Origin of the sequence: Sphingomonas floccifaciens (assembly GCF_042681125.1) — a bacterium.
GTDB lineage: Bacteria > Pseudomonadota > Alphaproteobacteria > Sphingomonadales > Sphingomonadaceae > Sphingomonas > Sphingomonas floccifaciens.
On sequence record NZ_JBHUFC010000003.1, the window covers coordinates 1,208,349 to 1,225,280 of the forward strand.

Here is a 16,932-nt window from a genome sequence, read left to right on the forward strand (position 1 = left end):
GTCGCGCTCTCGTTAGCGGGACACCCCTCCACCACCGCTTCGCGGCGGTCCCCCTCCCCTTGCAGGGGAGGAAATTGCAGATCGATCCGACCTGGCTTCCGTCCCAAGAGTCCGACGAAAAGCCCAAGCCAAATGTAAGCTTCGACGACAAAGCGATCCGTGCTCCCGCGCAGGCGGGAGCCCAGGGCCAAGCAATACAACTACTTGAGGCCTAAATAACCCTGGGTTCCCGCCTTCGCGGGAACACGGAGTAGATGACGGTGACGCGCCGCACTCACAAGGATTGATTAAGAGCGCCCCCGCCGTTCAGCCCTTGCCGACGCCCGTCAGCTTCATGCCGGCGCGCGCCGCTTCTTCCGGCGGATAGATGTTGCGCAGGTCGACCAGTACCGGGTCGTTCATCGACTTGGCGATGCGCGGCAGGTCGAGCGCGCGGAAGGCGTCCCATTCGGTCACGATGACCAGCGCGTCGGTGCCTTCGGCTGCCGCATAGGCCGATGCCGAGAATTCGACGTCCTTCAGCAGCGGGCGGGCCTGTTCGAATCCTTCCGGATCGAACGCCTTCACCGTCGCGCCGGCGTCCTGCAGCGCTTGGATGACCGCCAGGCTGGGGGCGTCGCGCATGTCGTCGGTATCGGGCTTGAAGGTCAGGCCCAGCACGCCGACTGTCTTGCCGCGCGCCTCGCCGCCCATCGCCTTGATGACCTTGCGGCCCATCGCGCGCTTGCGGGCGTCGTTGACCTGGACGGTCGCCTCGACGATGCGCAGCGGCACGTCGTTGTCGGCACCGGTCTGGAGCAGCGCCAGCGTGTCCTTGGGGAAGCACGACCCGCCATAGCCCGGTCCGGCGTTCAGGAACTTGCGGCCGATGCGGTTGTCGAGCCCGATGCCGCGCGCGACCTCCTGCACGTCGCCGCCGACCGTTTCGCACAGGTCGGCGATCTCGTTGATGAAGGTGATCTTGACCGCCAGGAACGCGTTGGCGGCATATTTGATGATCTCTGCCGTGCGGCGCCCGGTGTAGAGGATCGGCGCCGACTGGTTGAGCGACAGCGGGCGGTAGATGTCGCGCAGCACCTCGCGGCTGCGGTCGTCCTCGCAACCGACGACGACGCGGTCGGGACGCTTGAAGTCGCCGATCGCGGCGCCCTCGCGCAGGAATTCGGGATTGCTGGCGACGGTGATGCCCTTGTCCGGCGCGACGTCGGCGATGATCCGCTCGATCTCGTCGCCGGTGCCGACCGGCACGGTCGACTTGGTGACGATGACCGCCGGCTTGGTCAGCGCCTCGGCCACTTCGCGCACCGCGGCGAAGACATACTTCATGTCGGCATGGCCGTCGCCCGGGCGCCCGGGCGTGCCGACCGCGATGAAGACGGCGTCGGCATTCTTCACGCCCTCGGCCAGGTCGGTGGTGAAGGTCAGGCGGCCCGCCTTGACGTTCGCTGCGACCAGATCGGCGAGCCCCGGCTCGTAGATCGGCATGATGTTCTGGTGCAGCCGTTCGATCTTGCCCGCGTCCTTGTCGACGCAGACGACCTCATGCCCGAAGTCCGAGAAGCACGCGCCCGAAACCAGCCCGACGTACCCCGTCCCGATCATCGTGATCCGCAACTTATCCACCTTTTCAAAATTCGTCGTGCAGCCCCTAGCCGCAATTGATTAAACAAGGAATGCCAACGGACGCGCGGAGAGGGGGGTGAATCGATCACCGCTTGTCATTTGTGGAAACCGGTGTCAGTCAGTCGTGCGACGCCGCAACGGCGCGGGGATGGGTGAGGAGAGCGTGATGCGGAAATCGATGATTCTGGGCGCAGTCGCGACATTGCTGGCCGCTACCGTACCGACGTTGGCGCAGGCTCAGGCGGCGCGTGTCGCGACCGGCGACCGGATCGCCTTCCCCGGTGCGGTGGGACCGGCCGCGAAGACGCCCGGCGGTCGCGGCGGGCGGATCATCCGCGTCACCAATCTCGATGCCTCCGGCCCCGGCAGCTTCAAAGCCGCGCTCGATGCCAAGGGGCCGCGGATCATCGTGTTCGAAGTCGGCGGCGTCATCGACATGGGGCTGAAGAGCTGGACGATCACCGAACCGTTCGTGACCATCGCCGGCCAGACCGCACCCTCTCCCGGCATCACGCTGATCAAGGGCGGGCTCGATGTGAAGGCGCACGACGTGATCATGCGCCATATCCGCGTCCGCACCGGCGCCGATGGCCAGGCCAAAAGATCGGGCTGGGAGGCCGACGCCTTCTCCACGGTCGGCGCCTATAACGTCATCGTCGATCACTGCACCTTCAGCTGGGCGGTCGACGAGAACATGTCCGCCAGCGGCCCGCGTTTCACCGGCACGACCGTCGAGGACTGGCGCCGCGGGACCAGCCACGACATCACCTTCTCGTACAACGCCGCTTACGAAGGACTGGCGGACAGTTCGCATCCCAAGGGCGAGCATTCCAAGGGCTCGCTGATCCACGACAATGCGACCGGCATCACCATCTGGCGCAACCTCTACGCCCATAATGTCGAGCGCAACGCGCTGTTCAAGGGCGGCGCGCAGGGCGTGTTCGTCAACAACCTTATCTATGACGCGGGCAAGCGAGCGCTTCACTATAATCTGATGGCGCTCGAGTGGGAGGGGCATCCCTATGTGACCGGCGAGATCAGCGCGGTCGGCAACGTCTATCGCGGCGGTCCGTCGACCGACGGGCGCGTGCCCTTCCTGATGCTCGGTGGTGATGGCGACCTGCGCTATCATGGCCGCGACAACATCGCGGTCGACAAACATGGCGAGCCGCTGCCGATGTTCGGCCGCTACGGGGAAACCAAGGCCAGGCTGATCGAGGTCGCCAAACCGGTCGTCTGGGTGCCCGGACTGCCCGTTCTGCCGGCGCGCGATGTCGAGACCCATGTCCTCGCCAACGCCGGTGCGCGGCCGTGGGATCGCGACGCCGACGATATCCGCGTGTTTTTCTTCGTCGCCGAAGGCCGCGGCGCGATCATCAACGACGAGAAGGACGTCAGCGCCTATCCGGTGCAGAAGCCGACCCGCGCGGCGTTCGTCGAGGCTGACTGGAACCTCGATACGATGGAGCCGAAATCGGGCCGCTATCCCGGTCAGACCCGCGACGTGCCGCAGGAACATCTGTCGGCGCGCGACGCGGCGATGCGCAAGTAGCGCGATGGCTCCGCATGCGTGACGCGCCACCCCGGACGCCTGATGGCCGCTATATCGTGGTCGACGGCGTGCTGTGGCGCGCGACCCGCCCCGACCTGAGCGAGGCGGATCGCGACCGGCTGGTCAAGCAACTGATGGCCGCCCGCCGCGCGGTGGGACAGGCGAAGACCGCGGCGGAGGAAAAGGCCGCACGGGCCGACGTCAACGCCGCCAAGATCGCGCTCGGGGAGCGGGGACCGGTCTGGTGGGACGATGGCGCGGCGGACGTGAACCGTCACAAGGTCGAGAATACGGCTTATGCCGAATGGTGGCGCACGCACCGCGGATAGCCGCTTTTCAGGCTATCTGATCTGAATTAGCTTTCCGCTCATGCACAGCATCCTGCGTTGTTTCGCGGCCGTTGCCGCCCTGACGATCACCGCCCCCGCAGCCGCCGAGTGGCGGGAGGCGTCGACCGATCACTTCCTGATCTATGCCGATTCCGGGGAGCGCTGGTTGAAGACGTTCGCCGACAATCTCGAACGCTCGGCAGCCGCACTCGATAAGTTGCACCCGTCGCAAGACCGCACCGCCAGCAAATCCAATCGGGTCGTGATCTATGCGATCTCCGGAACCGGCGCCGTTGAGAAACTCTGCGGAAAATGTGGTTCGGTCGCGGGTTTCTACATTCCCCGCGTCGGTCATTCGGTCGCCTATACGGCACGGACGCCGGCATCCAGTGAATGGGGCATATCGTCGGACATAGTCCTGTTTCACGAATATGCGCATCACTTCCTGCTGAGTTCGTCCAACGGAGCGCTGCCCCGTTGGTACAATGAGGGGTTCGCCGAATTCTTCTCGACGATCCGAACGCAACCCGACGGAACCGTCGAAATCGGCCGACCGGCCAAGCATCGGGCGTATAATGTGCTGAACGCCGACATGAAGATCGAGCAGCTGCTCGATTCGACCGGGCGGCGAGACGACATGAGCCAGGACATATTCTACGGCCGGGCCTGGGTGCTGACCCACATGCTGACGTTCAGCAAGGACCGCCGCGGCCAGCTCACGAAGTATCTTGAGGCGATCAACAGGGGGCCGCCGAACCTGGATGCCGCTCGCGAAGCCTTCGGTGATCTCAATGCTCTGCGTCGCCAGATGGAGGACTATGTCCGCAAGCCGATCCTCAGCCTCCGCTTGCCAGCCGACATGGTGAAGGTCGGACCGGTCAGTCTCCGCCCCTTGAGTCCGGGTGAAGCCGCGATGATGCCGGTCAGGTTGCGTTCGGATCGCGGCGTGTCGCGCAAGCAGGCGCTGGAGATCCTACCGGAAGCCCGAAAACGATCCGCGCCGTTCGCCAGCGATCCCGCAGCGCAGGTGGTGCTGGCCGAAGCGGAATATGATGCGGGCAACGATGCCGAAGCGGAGGCGGCGTCCGACCGGGCGCTTGCGGTAGATCCGAAGAATATCGAGGCGTTAATGTACAAGGGCCGGGCACGCATCCGTCGCGCGCGAACGGCCGGAAGTCGCGATCCGGCGGTGTGGAGCGAAGCCCGCGGCTGGTTCGTCAAGGCGAACCGTGCCGACCCCGATGCGGCCGAGCCCTTGCAGCTGTTCTACGAAAGCTTCGAAGCGGCAGGGCAGCAGCCGACGAAGAACGCGGCATTGGGCCTGTATCGGTCGCTGGAATTGTCGCCGCAGGACCCGGGGCTGCGTATCATGACGGCGCGGCAATATGTCGTCGACGGGCAACTGGCTGCGGCGCGAGCGACGTTGCTGCCGCTTGCCTATGATCCCCACATCCCGGCGGAGAAGAACCGCTTCACGCGGGTCGTCGAGGCGATCGACGCCAAGCGTCCGATCGCCAAAATCCTTAAGCTCGGCAGTGGAGCGGCCGATAGCGCCGCGGGTGACGGCGACACGTCGGACGCAAAGTGAGGACTATGTCCCCGGTTGGATATAGGGCGCCCGCGCGAAGAGTTCGCGTTGCCAGCGACGGGGATCGTTCTCCACGCGGCTGATCACGTCGAAGATCATCGTCGATCGCGTCTTCAGGTCGTATCGCGGCCATGCGGGGTCGGGAATGCCGGTCTGGGCGAAGGCGATGAACCGGCTCTGCATCGCGGCACTGGCGGCCTGGGCGGCCGTCCCGGTGCCGGTCTGCGATCCCGGTCGGTCCAGCGTGCCGAGGACCAGCGGGATGTCCATCGTGTGGAACGCGCCGCGACGCGGGTCGGTGCGGCTGGCGAAATCGACCTGATAGACCCAGGCCGGCGCACCGGCACGGGCGCGTGCCTCCGCCTCAATGACCTGGCCGGGCCAGCTGCGGCCGGCGGTGGTCGCGTCGTAGAAGACATCCATCGGCGAATAGCGGGGGAACCGTTCGCGGTAGTGGGCAACGATCCATTCCGGGGGAAGGTCGATCCGCAGTTCAGGCGCCATGCGGGCGGGGAGGGTGTCCCACGTCAGCCCGCGCATCTTGGGACCGTCGGGATCGATGAAGGCTGCGGTTTCCTGCCGCGTGTTGCCAAGCATCAGCGGCACGGCATTGCCGATCGGGTTGGCATCGGGCCAGAAGGGGTGGCGCTCCAGCCAGCGCATGTCGAGCACCGGACCCATATAGGCGCCGCCGCCGAGGATCGGGTCGGTCGCCGACAGCCCCTCGATCAATCGCTCGACCGGCATCGCCAACAGCGGGGAGATGTCGTCCGTCGTCACGCCGAGCTTGCCGAGATAGGCGCGCGTGCGGGCGGTGGCGTTGAGCGGGCCGGACACGGTGACCTGCTGGCCGCTCATTGTCGCGGCGCGGTGGAACAGGCCGCGCGCGGCCGGCATGCCGAGCAGCGTCGCGATCTTGGCACCGCCGCCCGACTGCCCGAACACCGTGACGCGACGCGGATCTCCGCCGAACCCGGCGATATTGTCGCGCACCCATTTGAGCGCGAGGATGAGGTCAAGCTGGCCGGCATTGCCGCTGTCGGGGAAGCGCGGGTCGAGGCGGGAGAGGTAGAGGTAACCGAGCGCGTTGAGGCGGTGGTTGACCGTCACCACCACCACGTCGCCGGTGCTCGCGAGCGGCTGGCCGTCGTGCAGCGGATCGACCGCGCTGCCGTTCGAATAGGCGCCGCCGTGGATATAGACCATCACCGGCTTGCCGGCGCGCGCGTCGGGGTCTGCGGTCCAGACGTTGAGGTAGAGGCAGTCCTCCGACGTCGGGCCGACCTTGCTCGACTGGGGGCAGGACGGGGCGAAGGCGGTCGCGGCGACGGGGCCGGTCGGGAGGTAGGGCTTGGGCGCCTGGAAGCGTTCGGCGGTGCCGTAGCGGATGCCCTTGAACGCGTGGACGCCGTTCTCGACCGTGCCGGTCCAGCGGCGGGGGGCTGCGAGGGCGGGGACGGGCGCAGCGGCGAATGCCAGGCCTGCGCCGACGAAGGTGCGTCGATCCATTATCCTCTCCCTTCCGCCCCTCCGTGCTCCCGCGCAGGCGGGAGCCTAGGGTTATTTAGCGATGTCCTTAGCGACCCTGGGCTCCCGCCTGCGCGGGAGCTCCGGAAGATTATCGCCGAACGTCGAACCCGCCAGCGAAGAAGCCATCGATATCGGCTTGCCCGAACAGGCTGGCGTCGCCCGGCAGCGAATGTTTCAGCGCGGTCAGCGCGAGGCCGGTGCGGGCGATGTCCTCCAGTGGCAGGCCGGTGCGCAGGCCGTGGAGGATGCCGCTGGCGAAAGCATCACCCGCGCCGATGCGGTCGACGATGCCGGTGATCAGCGCTTCGTCGGTCTGGAAGCCGCGCTCGCGGGTGTCGATGCGCGCCGACACGCGGTTGCGGTCGGCGTCGTCGGCGTGGCGCGCGGTGGACGCGATGACTTGTAGCTTGGGGAAGTGCGCGAACGCCGCCTCCGCCGCCTCGCGCCGGCGCTCCGAACCGTCACCGTGGAAGGTCTCGCCGAGCAGCAGCGACACGTCGCGGTGGTTGCCGAACAGCACGTCGGCATGGCTGATGAGTGTGGTGAGCGTCTCGCGGGGATTGCTGTCCCACGCCTCCCACAGCCGGGCGCGATAATTGCCGTCGAACGAGATGGGCACGCCCAGCCGGGTCGCAGCTTCGGCGGCCGCGATCGCGGCTCGGGTGCCGTCCGGGCCGAGCGCAGGGGTGATGCCGGAGAGGTGCAGCCGGTCTGCGCCGTCGAGCAGCGTATCCCAGTCCCATGCATCGGCCGGCGCAGTGGCGAAGGCCGAATGCGCGCGATCGTAGAGCACGTCGGTCGGGCGGAAGCCGGCGCCGCTGGTGACGAAATAGAAGCCCATCCGCCCGTCGCGGCGCTGGATGTGGCGGGTGTCGACGCCGTGACCGCGCAGGCTGGTCACCGCGGCGTCGCCGAGGCCATTGGCGGGCAGGGCGGTGACGATCCGCGTATCGTGGCCGAGACGGGCGAGCTGCGTGACGACATTCGCTTCCGCGCCTGCGACCCACACGTCGAGCCGCGGCGTCTGGAGCAGCAACTCGCGGCCCGGCGGCGACATCCGCAGCATGATTTCGCCGAATGCTACGAAAGTGCCCATCCTCATCCCATCCTTGATTTCGTCATCCCGGGCTCGACCCGGGATCCAGAGCCACACGCGGTGTCGTTCGTGACTCTGGATGCCGGATCAAGTCCGGCATGACGGTTAGAAAACCTCAGCGCGCCAGCCAGCCGCCGTCGACCGCCAGGATATGCCCCTGGACATAGTCCGCCGCGGAGGAGGCGAGGAAGACAGCCGCGCCGCCCAGGTCGCTCGGGTCGCCCCAGCGGCCGGCGGGAATGCGGTCGACGATCGACTTGTTGCGCGCTGCGTCGGCCTGGAGCGCAGCGGTGTTGTTGGTCGCGATATAGCCCGGCGCGATCGCGTTGACGTTCACGCCCTTGGTCGCCCACTCGTTGGCCAGCAGCTTGGTCACGCCGGCGATGCCCGACTTGGACGCGGCATAGGACGGCACGCGGATGCCGCCTTGAAAGGTCAGCATCGAGGCGATGTTGATGATCTTGCCGCCACCGTTCGCGATCATGTGGCGCCCGGCCGCCTGGCAGAGGAAGAACACCGATTTCAGATTGGTGTCGACGACCGCGTCCCAATCTTCCTCGCTGAAGTCGACCGCGTCGGCGCGGCGGATGATGCCGGCATTGTTGACGAGGATGTGCAGGCCGCCGAGCTTCTCGACCGTCTCGTCGACGACGCGCTGAACAGGTTCGATGGTCGACAGGTCTGCCGAAACGATCTCCGCCTTGCGGCCCATCGCGCGAACCTGGTCGACCGTGTCGGTCGCCGCCGAACGGCCGACCGCGGCGATGTCGGCGCCTGCCGCGGCGAGAGCCAGGGCGATCGCCTGGCCGATGCCGGTATTCGCACCGGTGACGACCGCGACGCGGCCCGAGAGGTCGAAGGGGTTCATCAATTCTACTCCCCCCTCCCTTCTAGGGAGGGGCTGGGGGTGGGTAGTCCGGGCGGTACTGTGGCCGTCTCGCGCGAGCCTTCATATCGCGAGCACGCCACCCACCCTAACCCCTCCCTGGCAGGGAGGGGCTTTCGCGCGTGGCTTACGCCAGCTGGCAGATGTCCAGGACGTTCATGTCGGTATAATCCTGGTTCTCGCCCGCCATCGCCCAGATGAAGGCATAGCTCTTGGTGCCCGCACCCATGTGGATCGACCACGGCGGCGAGATGACGGCCTCCTCGTTCGCCATTACGATGTGACGGGTCGCCTCGCCTTCGCCCATGAAATGCATGACGCGGTCGGTGTCGAGATTGTCGAGTTCGAAGTAGAAATAGATCTCGCTGCGGCGCTCGTGAATGTGCGGGGGCATGGTGTTCCAGACGCTGCCCGGCTTCAGCACGGTCAGGCCCATCACCAGCTGCGCCGAATCGCAGACGCCCGGGATGACGAGCTGATAGATGCTGCGTTCGTTCGATTCCTCGAGGCTCCCGCGGTCGAGCCTGTTCGCGTCGGCGATGCTCAGCTTCTTGGTCGCGAACGCCTTATGCGCGGGGCAGGAGGCGAGGTAGAAGCGCGCGCCGTCGCCGGAGAACTGCACGTCCTTCGCGCCCATCGTGACGTACAGGCAGTCCTTGTTGCCCAGCTCGAACGTCTCGCCGTCCACGGTGACGGTGCCGGCGGTCTTGCCGACGTTGACGATCGCCAGTTCGCGGCGTTCGAGGAAAGGATGGCCCTTGGCCGAGGCCGGCTCCTCCTGATCGGGCAGCTTGACCGAACCGGTCGCCACCGCGACGCCGCCGATCACGAAACGGTCGGCGTGGGTGTAATTCAGCACGCACTCGCCGTCACGGAACAGGCCCTGGATCAGATACCGGTCGCGCAGCTCGTCGTTCGAGACGCATTCCATCATGTCGGGGTGGGTGGCGTAATAGGTGCGGTCGAACATGGGTCGGGTATCTCCGAAGAAAATCGAAAGGCTGGTAACCGGTGTCAGGTCAATTCTCAAGCGGCGCGCTCACATTGTGAGCGGACGCGTGTCGCATTCGCCTTATTGCCGAACGCGGGAATTGGAAAGCGGGATGGGATGGGGCGGCCGTGGTTGCAGCGTATCCGTGATGCGGCGCGCGATACGGCTAGGACAGAAGGGGGCGAATGTGTCGCGCGCAGCCGACAGTGTTTTTGCGCCAGCAAAGCTCTCCGAAAGCCCTTGCCCCTGATTGAGACCCGTCGGTGTTCCCGCGAAGGCGGGAACCCAGGGTTAGGCAATCCAACGAGCGATGGCGCTTGCGACCCTGGGATCCGGCCTGCGCGGGAGCACAGATGGAGTCTCGCAAAGGTTTCGAGCAGGTGAAAGCTCGGCGGTCGAGGCCCGACGCCGATCAACGCTCCGACCAGCGCCGGGGGCGGCTGTGCATCACGTCCGTCGCGTCTGTATGGAGGGGGCGACGCGCCGCAGCGTCGACCTTCAGACGTCTCTGGCGAGCCCGGCAAACCTCACGCAAACGACAGACAAAAGAAAAGGGCGGCTGGTTGCCCAGCCGCCCCAATTCCTAGCGTGTCGCGACAGCTTAGTTGCTGTCCGCCGACGAACCGCCGCTGGTCGCGGCGGCGATGCCGAGACCGACAGCCGCAGCGGCTGCAATCAGGATGATGATCCCCGAACCCGCTGCCTTCGACTTGCCGCTGTGCGACGACGCACGCGCCGAAGCCGGAACCGCCTTCGACAGCGAGAGCTTCGCAGCCGGGTTAGCGGTGGCCGCAGTCGCAGCAACCGGCATCACTGCCATCGACGCTGCCGCATACGCCAGCACTACCTTGGACAACCGCATAAACTACTCCCTTTTACGTGGTCTTCGGTTAATAATCTCGTGAGGCTATGTCACAGCATATTGTGCAGTGCAAGCCCCGGCCGATCAAACTCCCGATCGTGCCGTTGGTTTCATCGGGACGATCGATTTGAATATACTGCCCTTATTGCCCCAACGATTTGCAGTCGCGGGAACACACTGGCTTATGACGGGCGATCGTTACGGAAGCGTTAAACGGAAAATGCGACGAATGGTTGCGATGACCTTAACGCTTCTGATCCTGCCTGCTGCGTCGGCGGATCCGATCGATCGTGACGCCGTGCTGCGGACGCTGGCGGCGCAGGACGGCGCGGTGACGGCCGTCGGCAATCGGTTGCAGACGGCCGTTGCGCAATGGTGCCCGCAGCGCGGCTGGGTGACGGGCATGACGGTGCAGGCGATCTCGCAATATGGTCGCGACTATCGCGATGCGGCGCGGCGGTTGTACGCCATGGGGGAGCGACCAGTCGTGTTCGCCGTAGTGCCCGGCGGGCCGGCCGCGCGCGCCGGACTGGCGACCGGCGACCGCATCCTGTCGATCGACGGGACTGCGACCACGACCGTCGACCAGACCGGACCGGCGACCGTCACTGATAGCGAACGCGCCGCCGATCTGCTCGACACCGCGATGCGTGACGGGCGGGCCGTGCTGACCGTCGAGCGCGGCGGGGAGACGCTGGCGCGTACGATCGACGGCCTCGCCGCCTGCCGCGCGCGGTTCGAGGTGCGCGCCGGCAGCGACACCAACGCCAGCGCCGACGTCGGTCGCGTCCAAGTGTCGAGCGATCTCGTCGACCCGTCGCGAGCGCGCGAGGATCTGGCGCCAGTCCTGGCTCATGAACTGTCGCACATCATCCTGCGGCACCCGGAGACGCTGGCGCGCAGCTATCGCGGGCTGTTGCCGGGGTTCGGAAAGGGCGGGGCAGCGATCCGGGCGAGCGAGATCGCCGCCGACCGGCTGAGCCTCTATGTGCTCGACCGCGCCGGCTACAGCCCGGACGATGCGGTCGCGTTCTGGACGAAGTTCCTCCGCGCGAACGACCTGGGCATCCTGTCCGACCGTACGCATCCGGGGTGGAAGACGCGCGTCGCGGCGCTGCACGCCGAACTGGCGCGGCTGAAGGCGTTGAAGGCGAGCGGCCGGCCGGTCGATCCGCCGGCCGACCTGTTCACGCCGTCGCGATGAACCACCGCTCGTCGCCGTCCAGGCCCATCGCCGTCAGGCGTCCGGTCGCATAGGCGCCGGTGTCGATGCCGATGCGGTTGGGGCGCTCGTCGATCGTCTCGGTAATGGTGTGGCCGTGGACGATGATCCGCGGGTGCGGTTGCTTGTGGTCGAGGAAGCCGGAGCGGATCCAGCGCAGATGTTCGGGCTTCTGCTCGGCCAGCGGCACGCCGGGACGAATGCCGGCATGGACGAAGGCATAGTCGCCGATCTCGATCATGTCCTCCAGCCCTTCGAGAAAGGCGATGTGGCCGGACGGCATGTGCGCGCGGATGAGATTGGGCAGTTCGTCGAAATCGGCGCGGTCATAGTTGGCCGCGGTGACACCATAGCTCAGGATCGTCTCGCGCCCGCCTGCCCGCACGAAGATGCGCGCCGCCTCCTTGTCGCCGGACAGCGTCCGCAGCAGCAGTTCTTCGTGATTGCCGCCCAGCACGCGCACCTGCCGCTCGGCGGTCAGGCGCAGCACGCGGTCGACCACCGCCGCGCTCTGCTCGCCGCGATCGATCAGGTCGCCGAGGAAGATCAGCTGGCTGGGCTTGGGCGTGCGGCTGGCATCGTCCGCGTCGATCTGATCGAGCAACTGGCGCAGCAGGTCGTCGCGGCCATGAACGTCGCCGATCGCATAGACGCGAACGTCGTCCGGAATCCGAGGTGTAGGGGCCGCCGCGCGGCTGGTACGGAACAGAGAGCCAAGCATCGGGGGAAACAGATACTCTATACGATGACGGATAGCCTTGCCGATTGGCGGGCGGTGGATCAAGTCCCGAACTTCAGCGGAACGAAACGTGTGCGCGGCTCGGCGGCCGGCGTGTCGAACCTGATCCTATTAGTCGCCTGAAGGCTTTGGGTCGAGCGGAACGACGATCGCGAAAACCGTTGGGTTCGGCGTCGGATGTGAGTCTGCGCGTGCCCGTTGGTCGTGCCGCGGACGGCGACCAGTATTTCAGAGCCCGAAACCATCCGCGATGATCCTTGCCATCCGTGCCGAAGCCTGGCCGTCGCCGAACGGATTGTGGGCGCGGGCCATGGCCGAATAGGCCCGGCTATCGTCGAGAAGAGTGAAGACTTCGGAAACAAGGCGGTCTGCCGAGGTGCCGACCAGCTTCGCGGTGCCGGCGGCGATGCCTTCGGGGCGCTCGGTCGTGTCGCGCAGGACGAGCAGGGGCTTGCCGAGCGCGGGCGCCTCTTCCTGCACGCCGCCCGAGTCGCTGAGCACGATATGGGCCATGCCCAGCGCGCGGACGAACTGCGGATAATCGAGGGGATCGACGAGCGCGACGTTCGGCCGGTCGCCGACTATCCTGTCCATGACCGATGCGACGTTGGGATTGGGGTGGACGGGAAAGAGGATGCCGACGTCGTCACGCTGCGCGATCCGGCCGAGGCCGTGCGCGATCTCCACCATGCCGTCGCCGAAATTCTCGCGACGATGGGTGGTGACGAGGATGATTCGCTTGCCGGCTAAGCGTTCGGCGACGGGGTCCAGTCCCGCGGCCAGCGCCGGATCGGCGGCGACACGGTCTTGCGTCCACAGCAGCGCGTCGATCACGCTGTTGCCGGTGACGTGGATGGTGTCGGCCGCGATGTTCTCACGCAGCAGCGCGTCGGCGGCGGTCCGTGTCGGGGCGAAATGCTGATCTGCGATGGGCGCGACGATCCGGCGGTTCACTTCTTCGGGCCAGGGCGCCCAGATGTCGCTGGAGCGCAACCCCGCCTCGACATGGCTGACCGGGATGCGGCGGTAATAGGCCGCAAGCGCGCCGGCCATTGCGGTCGCGGTGTCACCCTGCACCAGCACACGATCGGGCTGCTCGGAGTCCATCACCTCGCCCAGCCCGGTCAGCAACCGCGCGGTCAGCCGGTCGAGCGATTGGCCGGGCTCCATCAGGTCGAGGTCGATGCCGGGCGTCAGGTCCGCCATCGCCAGCACCTGGTCGAGCAGCCCGCGATGCTGCGCGGTCACGCAGGTCCGGACCGCGATGCCGGGGGTATCTGCCAGCGCGCGGACGACGGGGAACAGCTTGATCGCCTCCGGGCGCGTGCCGAAGATCACCAGAAGTTTCTTCATCGAACAGAGGTTTACCGTCACCGTTCTTAAACCCGGCCTAACTAAGCACATTGCGGGCGCCACCGGGCGCGCTTACGGAGCATCCATGACTTTCAAACCCGTCCGCAAGGCTGTCTTCCCCGTCGCCGGTCTCGGCACGCGCTTCCTTCCCGCCACCAAGGCAATGCCGAAGGAGATGCTGACCGTCGTCGACAAGCCGCTGATCCAATATGCCGTCGAGGAAGCGCTGGAGGCGGGGATCGAGCAGATCATCTTCGTCACCGGCCGCGGCAAGGGCGCGCTGGAGGATCATTTCGACATCTCCTACGAGCTCGAAGCGACGATGCGCGAGCGCGGCAAGAGCCTCGACCTGATCGCCGGCATCCGCCAGAAGCCGGGCTCTCCGGTCTACATCCGCCAGCAGGAGCCGCTGGGTCTGGGCCATGCCGTATGGTGTGCGCGTGAGATCGTCGGCGACGAACCCTTCGCGGTGTTGCTGCCCGACGAACTGATGTGCGGCACGCCGGGCTTCCTGAAGCAGATGGTGACGGCGTATGAGCGGGTCGGCGGCAACATCATCGGCGCGCTGGAAGTCGCGCCCGAGGAAACCGACAAATACGGCATCATCACGCCGGGCGCGGTCGACGGACCGCTGACCGAAGTGCTGGAAGTCATCGAGAAGCCGGCCGCGGGCACTGCCAAGTCGAACCTGATGACGCCCGGCCGCTATATCCTCCAGCCCGAAGTGATGCGCATCCTCGACAATCCGCAAACGGGTGCGGGTGGCGAGATCCAGCTGACCGACGCGATGGCGCAGCTGATCGGCAAGCAGCCGTTCCACGGCTTCACCTTCGACGGCCAGCGCTACGACTGCGGCGACAAGGCGGGGTATATCCAGGCCAATCTTGCGCTCGCACTGGCGCGGTCGGACATCGGCCCGGCGGTGCGCGCGTTCGCGGAATCCGCACTGCGCAAGTGAGGTAGCGATCGGTCCCTTCGCCCGCTGCTCAGCGGCGGGCGGAGGGGACCGGTCAGTCCTTTCCGGCCATCTCCGCAATGGCCGCGCGGCCATAGACCCGACGCTCGCCACCCGCGCCGGAGACGATCAGCAGGGCGTCGGCCTGGGTCACGCGGTCGAGCGAGGACCATTGCATGATCGCGCGTTCGAACGTGGTTTCGATCAGCGGCTCGCTGTTCGGATCGAACGCCGTGACCAGCTGTGCGCTGGTGGCCCGCTGCATCGTCAAATCTCCCTGTCGAGACAGGCTTGCTACCATAGCTTCCATTGCCCGGAAATCAGACAAATAGCAGCCGATCTTCGCCGATCGTGCCGAGTAGGCCGACCATGCCACCGCCGTCGACACCGGGCTGTGGCGCAATGCCGTGGACATCGAGCGCAGTCTGGCAGGCGATGATCTCGACCCCCAGCTCGTGGGCCGTGTCGGCCAGCGCGCCGGTCAGCGGCAGCGTCACCGCGGCGTCGTGCAGGTACAGCCGCGCGCGCGCGCCGAGCGCGGCCTGCGCGGTGGCGAGCGTCAGCGCGGCATCGAACCGCGCGGGATCGGCATCCGCGACGATGATCGTCAGCCCGCGCATCGACACCCCGGGTCCTTCGGAACGGTCAGGGTCCGAAAGCGGAAGGCGAGCGCATCGGCGAGCAGTAGCTTGCCCGTCGGATCGTCGCCGAACGGCACGATCGCGCGGATGACCTCCAGCGCGGCGAGACTGCCCATCACGCCAGTCATCGCGCCGAGCACCCCGGCTTCCGCGCAGCTTGCTTCGGCCCGGTCCGGATCGTCGCCGACGAGGCAGCGATAGCAGGGGCGATCCGCCTCCCATCCGCGATAGACGGCAAGCTGCCCCTCAAACTGGCCGACCGCGGCGGAGACGAGCGGGATGCGGACCGCGAGCGCGGCGTCGGCGACCGCCAGTCGGGTGGCGAAATTGTCGCAGCCGTCCAGGACGACGTCGGCCCCGGCGATCAGATCCGCCGCGTTGGTGGTATCGATCCGCGCGGCTATGCCCGTCACCGTCACGCCGGGATTGATCCGCCGGGCGGCCTCTGCCGCCGCCTTGACCTTTGCGCGGCCGATGTCGTCGGTCGTGAAGATCGTCTGCCGCTGAAGATTGGACAGGTCGACGCGGTCGTCGTCGATCAGCGTCAGCCGCCCGATGCCGGCTGCGGCGAGATACTGGATGGCAGGCGAGCCGATCCCGCCTGCGCCGATGACGACGACATGCGCCGCGCCCAACCGCATCTGCCCCGCGCCGCCGATTTCGCGCAGCACGATGTGGCGCGCGTAGCGCTCCAGTTCCGCGTCGGTGAGGGTCATCGGCCCCAGTCGAAGGTGATGGTGGTGCGATACCAGCCGCCGGCGGGCAGGCGCACGTTGTTCCGCGCCAGGCTGGACACGAAACCGGCGGCGAATTGCTCGACGGTCGGGCAGTCGATCGCCCGCGGCACGACCCGGCGCGGTACGCCATCGCCGCGAATGAAGATCGCAACCTCCACAATCAGCCGCTCACCCGCGACCGGACAATTTTCCTGTGTGATCGTGCGACGAACGAAGGCGCTCAGCTCCGGCGACGCCTCCGGCGGCACGCGCCAGGGTAGCGGCGGGAGGATCGACCAGTCTGCGGGCGGGATCAGCGCCGTCGCTTCGGCGGGCGGGGGCAACGGCGCAAAGGACTGGGCCTGCAAGGTTGCGGCGATGGCGAGAACCCCGATCATCGCCCGGTCGATCCGAAGCCGCCGTCCCCCCGCGCCGTCGCATCGAGATCGTCGACTTCGGCCAGTTCGGCGCGCAGAACGGGGGCGGGGACCAGCTGCGCGATGCGATCCCCGCGCGCGATGGTGAAGGTTTCGGCGCCGAGATTGGCGAGGATCACCTTGACCTCGCCGCGATAATCGCTGTCGATCGTGCCCGGCGTGTTGAGGCAGGTGACGCCGTGCTTCAGCGCCAGTCCCGAGCGCGGGCGCACCTGCACCTCATAGCCGTCGGGAATCGCCAGCGCGAAGCCGGTCGCGACTGCGCGGCGCTCCCCGGCGCGGATCTCGCAGGTCTCCGCCGACACCACGTCCATCCCCGCGGCTCCCGCGGTGGCATAGGCGGGCAGGGGAAGGTCGGCGCCGTTCGGCAGGCGTTTCAGGGCAATGCGGATCGCAGTCATGATTGCCCCCA

At 66.9% G+C, this 16,932-nt stretch carries 18 protein-coding genes; 5 read left to right on the forward strand and 13 right to left on the reverse strand.

Going from position 1 to position 16,932, the window contains the following annotated elements; genetic code table 11:
- Positions 1-306: 306 nt before the first annotated feature.
- Positions 307-1,614 carry a UDP-glucose dehydrogenase family protein gene (locus ACFSC3_RS12625; protein WP_380940922.1) on the reverse strand — a complete coding sequence of 436 codons (1,308 nt, stop codon included), beginning with the start codon at positions 1,612-1,614 and terminating at the stop codon, positions 307-309.
- 175 nt (positions 1,615-1,789) lie between these two features.
- Here ACFSC3_RS12625 and ACFSC3_RS12630 point away from each other — a divergent pair, with 175 nt between their 5' ends.
- Genes ACFSC3_RS12630 through ACFSC3_RS12640 form a run of 3 tightly spaced genes read left to right on the forward strand, consistent with a single transcriptional unit; the run spans position 1,790 to position 5,092 of the window.
- Complete coding sequence (locus ACFSC3_RS12630) at positions 1,790-3,175, forward strand: pectate lyase family protein (protein WP_380940793.1); 1,386 nt, start codon at positions 1,790-1,792, stop codon at positions 3,173-3,175.
- 14 nt (positions 3,176-3,189) lie between these two features.
- Positions 3,190-3,504 (forward strand): hypothetical protein, encoded by a 315-nt coding sequence (locus ACFSC3_RS12635; protein WP_380940794.1) that lies wholly within the window; start codon positions 3,190-3,192, stop codon positions 3,502-3,504.
- Between the two features lie 40 nt (positions 3,505-3,544).
- Positions 3,545-5,092 (forward strand): hypothetical protein, encoded by a 1,548-nt coding sequence (locus ACFSC3_RS12640; protein ID WP_380940795.1) that lies wholly within the window; start codon positions 3,545-3,547, stop codon positions 5,090-5,092.
- 3 nt (positions 5,093-5,095) lie between these two features.
- On the opposite strand, the gene ACFSC3_RS12645 is transcribed toward ACFSC3_RS12640, so the two are convergent.
- From ACFSC3_RS12645 to ACFSC3_RS12665, 5 genes are all read right to left on the reverse strand, one after another.
- On the reverse strand, positions 5,096-6,601 hold the full coding sequence (locus ACFSC3_RS12645; RefSeq protein ID WP_380940796.1) for a carboxylesterase/lipase family protein: 1,506 nt from the start codon (positions 6,599-6,601) through the stop codon (positions 5,096-5,098).
- Positions 6,602-6,710: 109 nt separating this feature from the next.
- Positions 6,711-7,718, reverse strand: coding sequence for a sugar kinase (locus ACFSC3_RS12650; protein WP_380940797.1), 1,008 nt, complete (start codon positions 7,716-7,718; stop codon positions 6,711-6,713).
- A gap of 115 nt (positions 7,719-7,833) precedes the next feature.
- Positions 7,834-8,586 carry a 2-dehydro-3-deoxy-D-gluconate 5-dehydrogenase KduD gene (gene kduD / locus ACFSC3_RS12655; protein ID WP_380940798.1) on the reverse strand — a complete coding sequence of 251 codons (753 nt, stop codon included), beginning with the start codon at positions 8,584-8,586 and terminating at the stop codon, positions 7,834-7,836.
- Positions 8,587-8,731: 145 nt separating this feature from the next.
- Complete coding sequence (gene kduI / locus ACFSC3_RS12660; protein ID WP_380940799.1) at positions 8,732-9,574, reverse strand: 5-dehydro-4-deoxy-D-glucuronate isomerase; 843 nt, start codon at positions 9,572-9,574, stop codon at positions 8,732-8,734.
- A gap of 622 nt (positions 9,575-10,196) precedes the next feature.
- Positions 10,197-10,457 carry a hypothetical protein gene (locus ACFSC3_RS12665; RefSeq protein WP_380940800.1) on the reverse strand — a complete coding sequence of 87 codons (261 nt, stop codon included), beginning with the start codon at positions 10,455-10,457 and terminating at the stop codon, positions 10,197-10,199.
- Between the two features lie 238 nt (positions 10,458-10,695).
- Between ACFSC3_RS12665 and ACFSC3_RS12670 the strand changes: the two genes are divergently transcribed.
- Complete coding sequence (locus ACFSC3_RS12670) at positions 10,696-11,661, forward strand: M48 family metalloprotease (protein WP_380940801.1); 966 nt, start codon at positions 10,696-10,698, stop codon at positions 11,659-11,661.
- Here ACFSC3_RS12670 and ACFSC3_RS12675 read toward each other — a convergent pair.
- Positions 11,645-12,400, reverse strand: coding sequence for a metallophosphoesterase family protein (locus ACFSC3_RS12675; RefSeq protein ID WP_380940802.1), 756 nt, complete (start codon positions 12,398-12,400; stop codon positions 11,645-11,647). The genes ACFSC3_RS12670 and ACFSC3_RS12675 overlap by 17 nt on opposite strands.
- Before the next feature lie 246 nt (positions 12,401-12,646).
- On the reverse strand, positions 12,647-13,771 hold the full coding sequence (gene wecB, locus ACFSC3_RS12680; protein WP_380940803.1) for a non-hydrolyzing UDP-N-acetylglucosamine 2-epimerase: 1,125 nt from the start codon (positions 13,769-13,771) through the stop codon (positions 12,647-12,649).
- 85 nt (positions 13,772-13,856) lie between these two features.
- Here wecB and galU point away from each other — a divergent pair, with 85 nt between their 5' ends.
- Entirely contained in the window at positions 13,857-14,729 is an 873-nt protein-coding gene (gene galU, locus ACFSC3_RS12685) for a UTP--glucose-1-phosphate uridylyltransferase GalU (protein ID WP_380940804.1), read from the forward strand.
- Between the two features lie 52 nt (positions 14,730-14,781).
- Here the strand turns inward: galU and ACFSC3_RS12690 are convergent, their stop codons facing one another.
- The 5 genes from ACFSC3_RS12690 to dut are packed head-to-tail and all read right to left on the reverse strand — an operon-like array spanning position 14,782 to position 16,921.
- On the reverse strand, positions 14,782-14,991 hold the full coding sequence (locus ACFSC3_RS12690; RefSeq protein ID WP_380940805.1) for a hypothetical protein: 210 nt from the start codon (positions 14,989-14,991) through the stop codon (positions 14,782-14,784).
- Positions 14,992-15,046: 55 nt separating this feature from the next.
- Positions 15,047-15,346 carry a peroxiredoxin gene (locus tag ACFSC3_RS12695; RefSeq protein ID WP_380940806.1) on the reverse strand — a complete coding sequence of 100 codons (300 nt, stop codon included), beginning with the start codon at positions 15,344-15,346 and terminating at the stop codon, positions 15,047-15,049.
- The gene (locus tag ACFSC3_RS12700) at positions 15,334-16,083 is read right to left on the reverse strand and encodes a HesA/MoeB/ThiF family protein (protein WP_380940807.1); all 750 of its coding nucleotides are present in this window, start codon (positions 16,081-16,083) and stop codon (positions 15,334-15,336) included. Before ACFSC3_RS12700 ends, ACFSC3_RS12695 begins: the two co-directional genes overlap by 13 nt.
- The gene (locus ACFSC3_RS12705; RefSeq protein WP_380940808.1) at positions 16,080-16,481 is read right to left on the reverse strand and encodes a hypothetical protein; all 402 of its coding nucleotides are present in this window, start codon (positions 16,479-16,481) and stop codon (positions 16,080-16,082) included. Before ACFSC3_RS12705 ends, ACFSC3_RS12700 begins: the two co-directional genes overlap by 4 nt.
- The gene (dut, locus tag ACFSC3_RS12710) at positions 16,478-16,921 is read right to left on the reverse strand and encodes a dUTP diphosphatase (protein WP_380940809.1); all 444 of its coding nucleotides are present in this window, start codon (positions 16,919-16,921) and stop codon (positions 16,478-16,480) included. The genes ACFSC3_RS12705 and dut overlap by 4 nt, the downstream gene beginning before the upstream one ends.
- Positions 16,922-16,932 lie beyond the last annotated feature (11 nt).

Excerpts from the sequence above, each read along its gene's own strand:
- ACFSC3_RS12665 (WP_380940800.1), bottom strand. The coding sequence starts at position 10,457 with ATGCGGTTGTCCAAGGTAGTGCTGGCGTATGCGGCAGCGTCGATGGCA.
- dut (WP_380940809.1), bottom strand. The coding sequence starts at position 16,921 with ATGACTGCGATCCGCATTGCCCTGAAACGCCTGCCGAACGGCGCCGAC.
- ACFSC3_RS12650 (WP_380940797.1), bottom strand. The coding sequence starts at position 7,718 with ATGGGCACTTTCGTAGCATTCGGCGAAATCATGCTGCGGATGTCGCCG.
- galU (WP_380940804.1), top strand. The coding sequence starts at position 13,857 with ATGACTTTCAAACCCGTCCGCAAGGCTGTCTTCCCCGTCGCCGGTCTC.
- ACFSC3_RS12640 (WP_380940795.1), top strand. The coding sequence starts at position 3,545 with ATGCACAGCATCCTGCGTTGTTTCGCGGCCGTTGCCGCCCTGACGATC.
- wecB (WP_380940803.1), bottom strand. The coding sequence starts at position 13,771 with ATGAAGAAACTTCTGGTGATCTTCGGCACGCGCCCGGAGGCGATCAAG.
- ACFSC3_RS12695 (WP_380940806.1), bottom strand. The coding sequence starts at position 15,346 with ATGCGCGGGCTGACGATCATCGTCGCGGATGCCGATCCCGCGCGGTTC.
- ACFSC3_RS12670 (WP_380940801.1), top strand. The coding sequence starts at position 10,696 with ATGACCTTAACGCTTCTGATCCTGCCTGCTGCGTCGGCGGATCCGATC.
- ACFSC3_RS12700 (WP_380940807.1), bottom strand. The coding sequence starts at position 16,083 with ATGACCCTCACCGACGCGGAACTGGAGCGCTACGCGCGCCACATCGTG.
- kduI (WP_380940799.1), bottom strand. The coding sequence starts at position 9,574 with ATGTTCGACCGCACCTATTACGCCACCCACCCCGACATGATGGAATGC.
- ACFSC3_RS12645 (WP_380940796.1), bottom strand. The coding sequence starts at position 6,601 with ATGGATCGACGCACCTTCGTCGGCGCAGGCCTGGCATTCGCCGCTGCG.
- ACFSC3_RS12675 (WP_380940802.1), bottom strand. The coding sequence starts at position 12,400 with ATGCTTGGCTCTCTGTTCCGTACCAGCCGCGCGGCGGCCCCTACACCT.
- ACFSC3_RS12705 (WP_380940808.1), bottom strand. The coding sequence starts at position 16,481 with ATGATCGGGGTTCTCGCCATCGCCGCAACCTTGCAGGCCCAGTCCTTT.
- kduD (WP_380940798.1), bottom strand. The coding sequence starts at position 8,586 with ATGAACCCCTTCGACCTCTCGGGCCGCGTCGCGGTCGTCACCGGTGCG.
- ACFSC3_RS12635 (WP_380940794.1), top strand. The coding sequence starts at position 3,190 with ATGCGTGACGCGCCACCCCGGACGCCTGATGGCCGCTATATCGTGGTC.
- ACFSC3_RS12690 (WP_380940805.1), bottom strand. The coding sequence starts at position 14,991 with ATGCAGCGGGCCACCAGCGCACAGCTGGTCACGGCGTTCGATCCGAAC.
- ACFSC3_RS12630 (WP_380940793.1), top strand. The coding sequence starts at position 1,790 with ATGCGGAAATCGATGATTCTGGGCGCAGTCGCGACATTGCTGGCCGCT.